Below are 3,678 nucleotides of genomic sequence, written 5' to 3' on the forward strand. Positions count from 1 at the left end.
CCAGACACAGCCCCGCTGGCGACCACTCACTTCACAGAGATCGCATCGCGTCCCGGTCGGTGGCCCGGGCCGCCAACGAGGCTCGTGCCAACCTAAATGTCGGCGGTCCCTCGTACGCTTCTGAACATGCGTCCGGTGACCGATCTCGAGCGTCGCGTGGCTCCGTTCCACGTGCAGTCCGACTACACGCCCTCGGGCGACCAGCCGACCGCGATCGCCGAGATCGTCAAGCGGATCAACGGCGGTGAGCAGGATGTCGTGCTGCTCGGTGCCACGGGCACCGGCAAGACCGCGACGGTGGCGTGGGTGGCCGAGCAGGTGCAGCGCCCGATCCTGGTGATGCAGCCCAACAAGACGCTCGCGGCCCAGTTCGCCAACGAGCTGCGGATGCTGTTTCCGGACAACGCGATCGAGTACTTCGTCAGCTACTACGACTACTACCAGCCCGAGGCCTACGTTCCCCAGACCGACACCTACATCGAGAAGGACTCCTCGATCAACGAGGAGGTCGAGCGTCTGCGCCACTCGGCCACCAACTCGCTGCTGACCCGTCGCGACGTCATCGTGGTCTCGACCGTGTCGTGCATCTACGGCCTGGGCACCCCTCAGGAATACGTCGACCGGATGCTGAGGCTGCGCGTGGGTGACGAGCACGACCGCGACACCATCTTGCGGCGGCTCGTCGAGATCCAATACACGCGCAACGACATGTCGTTCACGCGCGGCACCTTCCGTGTGCGTGGCGACACCCTCGAGGTCTTCCCGGTCTACGAGGAGGCCGCCATCCGCATCGAGTTCTTCGGTGACGAGATCGAGCGGATGATGACGCTGCACCCGGTGACCGGCGAGGTGATCTCCGAGGACAAGGAGCTCTACATCTTCCCGGCGACCCACTACGTCGCCGGTGGCGATCGCATGGAGCGTGCGATCGCGGGGATCGAGGCGGAGCTCGAGGAGCAGCTCGCCTCCTTCGAGCGCCAGGGCAAGCTGCTGGAGGCCCAGCGCCTGCGGATGCGCACGACCTACGACATCGAGATGATGCGTCAGGTCGGTTCGTGCGCCGGCATCGAGAACTACTCGATGCACATCGACGGCCGCACCCGCGGCAGCGCCCCCAACTGCCTGCTCGACTACTTCCCCGAGGACTTCCTCCTCGTCATCGACGAGTCCCACGTGGCGGTGCCCCAGATCGGCGGAATGTACGAAGGCGACATGTCACGCAAGCGCAACCTGGTCGACCACGGCTTCCGGCTGCCGAGCGCGATGGACAACCGGCCGCTGCGGTGGGAGGAGTTCCTCGACCGCATCGGCCAGACCATCTACCTCTCGGCCACCCCGGGCAACTACGAGCTCGACAAGGTGCAGGGTGACACCGTCGAGCAGATCATCCGGCCGACGGGCCTGATCGACCCCGAGGTCGTGGTCAAGCCGACCAAGGGCCAGATCGACGACCTGATCCACGAGATCAACACCCGCACCGAGAAGAACGAGCGCGTCCTGGTCACCACCTTGACCAAGAAGATGTCCGAGGACCTCACCGACTACCTCCTCGACGCCGGCGTGCGCACCCGTTACCTCCACTCCGAGGTCGACACCCTCAAGCGCATCGAGCTGCTCCGCGACCTGCGACTCGGGGACTACGACGTGCTGGTCGGCATCAACCTGCTGCGCGAGGGCCTCGACCTGCCCGAGGTCTCGCTGGTCTCGATCCTCGACGCCGACAAGGAGGGCTTCCTGCGCTCCGACAAGTCGTTGATCCAGACGATCGGCCGCGCGGCCCGCAACGTGTCGGGCCAGGTCCACATGTACGCCGACAAGATCACGCCGTCGATGGAGTCGGCGATCGACGAGACCAACCGTCGCCGGGCCAAGCAGGTCGCCTACAACACCGCCCACGGCATCGACCCGCAGCCGCTGCGCAAGAAGATCGCCGACATCACCGAGATGCTCGCCCGCGAGGACGAGACGACCAAGGAGCTGCTGGCCACCTGGCAGGGCACCGGCGCTCGTGGCGACAAGTCCAAGAAGGCCCCGGTCCCCGGCCTGTCGCGCATGGACGCCGCCGAGATCCGCAAGGTCGCCCCCGACACAGCCGGCCTGCCCAGCTCCGACCTCGCTGAGCTGATCCAGCAGCTCAGCGAGCAGATGCGGGCTGCGGCCGCCGAGCTGCAGTTCGAGCTGGCGGCCCGCCTGCGCGACGAGATCAGTGAGCTGAAGAAGGAGCTGCGCCAGATGATGGAGGCGGGCGCGCGCTGATCCTCCCACCCAAACGTGGCATGAACGTGGCATGCCCAAGTCGCGTTTGAGCACCGCCGTGGACACCGACCCGCTTGCGTCGGCGCGAGCCCTGTGCCCCGGCTGCACCGACGCCTCGATGATCGAGGCGGCCCTACGCGCGTGCGCCGTGAACCTGGACTCCTTGGAGAGCTTGAGCGTCGGGCGCCTCGTCGAACGCATCGGCACGCTCAGCGCACAACGCATGCGGCAGCTGTGTGCCGCTCTCGCCATCGCGGTCGACTGCTGACCCACCCACCCGCTGGGGAGAGCCGCGAACACACGTCGCCTCGTGGCGTGAGGCCATGACCGCGCGCAAGGACGGACGAGTAGGTCAGGCAGCTCCCGGAGGCAGCTGCCGGCGCCGTTGACGCTGCTGACGCCGGAGCTCGCGCTCCTGCTTGCGGACGATCCGCTTCTTGTTCGACTCGATCATGTCCTTGCGCTGGATGGTCATCGCGACCAGCGGGAAGCCTGAGCCGATGGTGGCGAAGACCGGCCACGGGAATCCGCCGTACATCGTGATCGCCCAGATCACCCAGCACACGATGCTGGGAATGAGGAACCCCATGACGGCGTCGCGACGAGACTTCTGCCACTTGGCGATGGCCTGCTCCTCGACGCTGCGGGCGTCGAGCCCGACCCGTGCATAGGGCGTGAGCGCCGTCGACGGAACCAGGTCGTCGAGATATCCGGGAAGCTCGCCGAGGGTCTTGGCGACATGGACGGCGTCGGCACGCTCGTCGTACTCGTCGCGGTCGATGCGGCCCTCGGCGTAGGCCTCGCCGAGGGTGCGCAAGACGATGTCGCGGTCGGTGTCGGAGGCGCGCATCGCAGCGAACTCGGGAGACCGCGGGTCGTGGGCGAACTCCCGCCACACCTCGGGTCCGGTGGTCACCGGGACATGGTAGGCGGGCCGACACGGCGCCAAGCAGAATGGGCGTCGTGGATGTCGCGCACCTGCAGGTCTACTGCCTCGCCAAGCCCGGAGCCTGGCCCGACAACCCGTGGGAGCACGACTACCCGGTGATCAAGGTCGGGCCGGAGGAGCGGGGCAAGATCTTCGCCTTCCTCGGAAGTGAGGGCGTCGGAGTCAAGAGCGGGAGGTCTCGTGAGGTGGCCGACGAGTGGCTGCATCGCTTCCCCGGAGACGCGACGGTGATGGCCTACATCGGGCGGTCGGGCTGGAACACGCTGGCCTTCGGGGGAGCCATCCCGGACGAGGACCTGCTCGACGCTGTCGACGAGTCCTACCGGCTCGTGGTCGAAGGGCTGCCGAGGAAGCTGCGTCCCGAGGGATGGGAGGGCTAGACGGTATGAGGTGACCCGGTCGCTGTGACGGGGTTGCGGGTCGGGGCCTCTCTCACAAATGGTCGTGGGTTACCGAGTAGGGGCTGCCTGCTC

The 3,678-nt window shown here is 67.0% G+C and carries 4 protein-coding genes; 3 read left to right on the forward strand and 1 reads right to left on the reverse strand.

Going from position 1 to position 3,678, the window contains the following annotated elements; all coding sequences use genetic code 11:
• Positions 1-126 precede the first annotated feature (126 nt).
• Complete coding sequence (uvrB, locus tag ISU10_RS22590; RefSeq protein WP_194698713.1) at positions 127-2,256, forward strand: excinuclease ABC subunit UvrB; 2,130 nt, start codon at positions 127-129, stop codon at positions 2,254-2,256.
• Between the two features lie 31 nt (positions 2,257-2,287).
• Positions 2,288-2,524 carry a type II toxin-antitoxin system PemK/MazF family toxin gene (locus ISU10_RS22595; protein ID WP_194698714.1) on the forward strand — a complete coding sequence of 79 codons (237 nt, stop codon included), beginning with the start codon at positions 2,288-2,290 and terminating at the stop codon, positions 2,522-2,524.
• Between the two features lie 84 nt (positions 2,525-2,608).
• On the opposite strand, the gene ISU10_RS22600 is transcribed toward ISU10_RS22595, so the two are convergent.
• Positions 2,609-3,172 carry a DUF1707 SHOCT-like domain-containing protein gene (locus ISU10_RS22600; RefSeq protein WP_370865798.1) on the reverse strand — a complete coding sequence of 188 codons (564 nt, stop codon included), beginning with the start codon at positions 3,170-3,172 and terminating at the stop codon, positions 2,609-2,611.
• Between the two features lie 47 nt (positions 3,173-3,219).
• Between ISU10_RS22600 and ISU10_RS22605 the strand changes: the two genes are divergently transcribed.
• Positions 3,220-3,585, forward strand: coding sequence for an MmcQ/YjbR family DNA-binding protein (locus ISU10_RS22605; RefSeq protein ID WP_370865799.1), 366 nt, complete (start codon positions 3,220-3,222; stop codon positions 3,583-3,585).
• Positions 3,586-3,678 lie beyond the last annotated feature (93 nt).

The organism is Nocardioides agariphilus (assembly GCF_015352445.1).
GTDB lineage: Bacteria > Actinomycetota > Actinomycetes > Propionibacteriales > Nocardioidaceae > Nocardioides > Nocardioides agariphilus.

What these genes read in the sequence shown, in the direction of transcription:
- ISU10_RS22595 (WP_194698714.1), top strand. Translation starts at nt 2,288, where the DNA reads ATGCCCAAGTCGCGTTTGAGCACCGCCGTGGACACCGACCCGCTTGCG.
- uvrB (WP_194698713.1), top strand. Translation starts at nt 127, where the DNA reads ATGCGTCCGGTGACCGATCTCGAGCGTCGCGTGGCTCCGTTCCACGTG.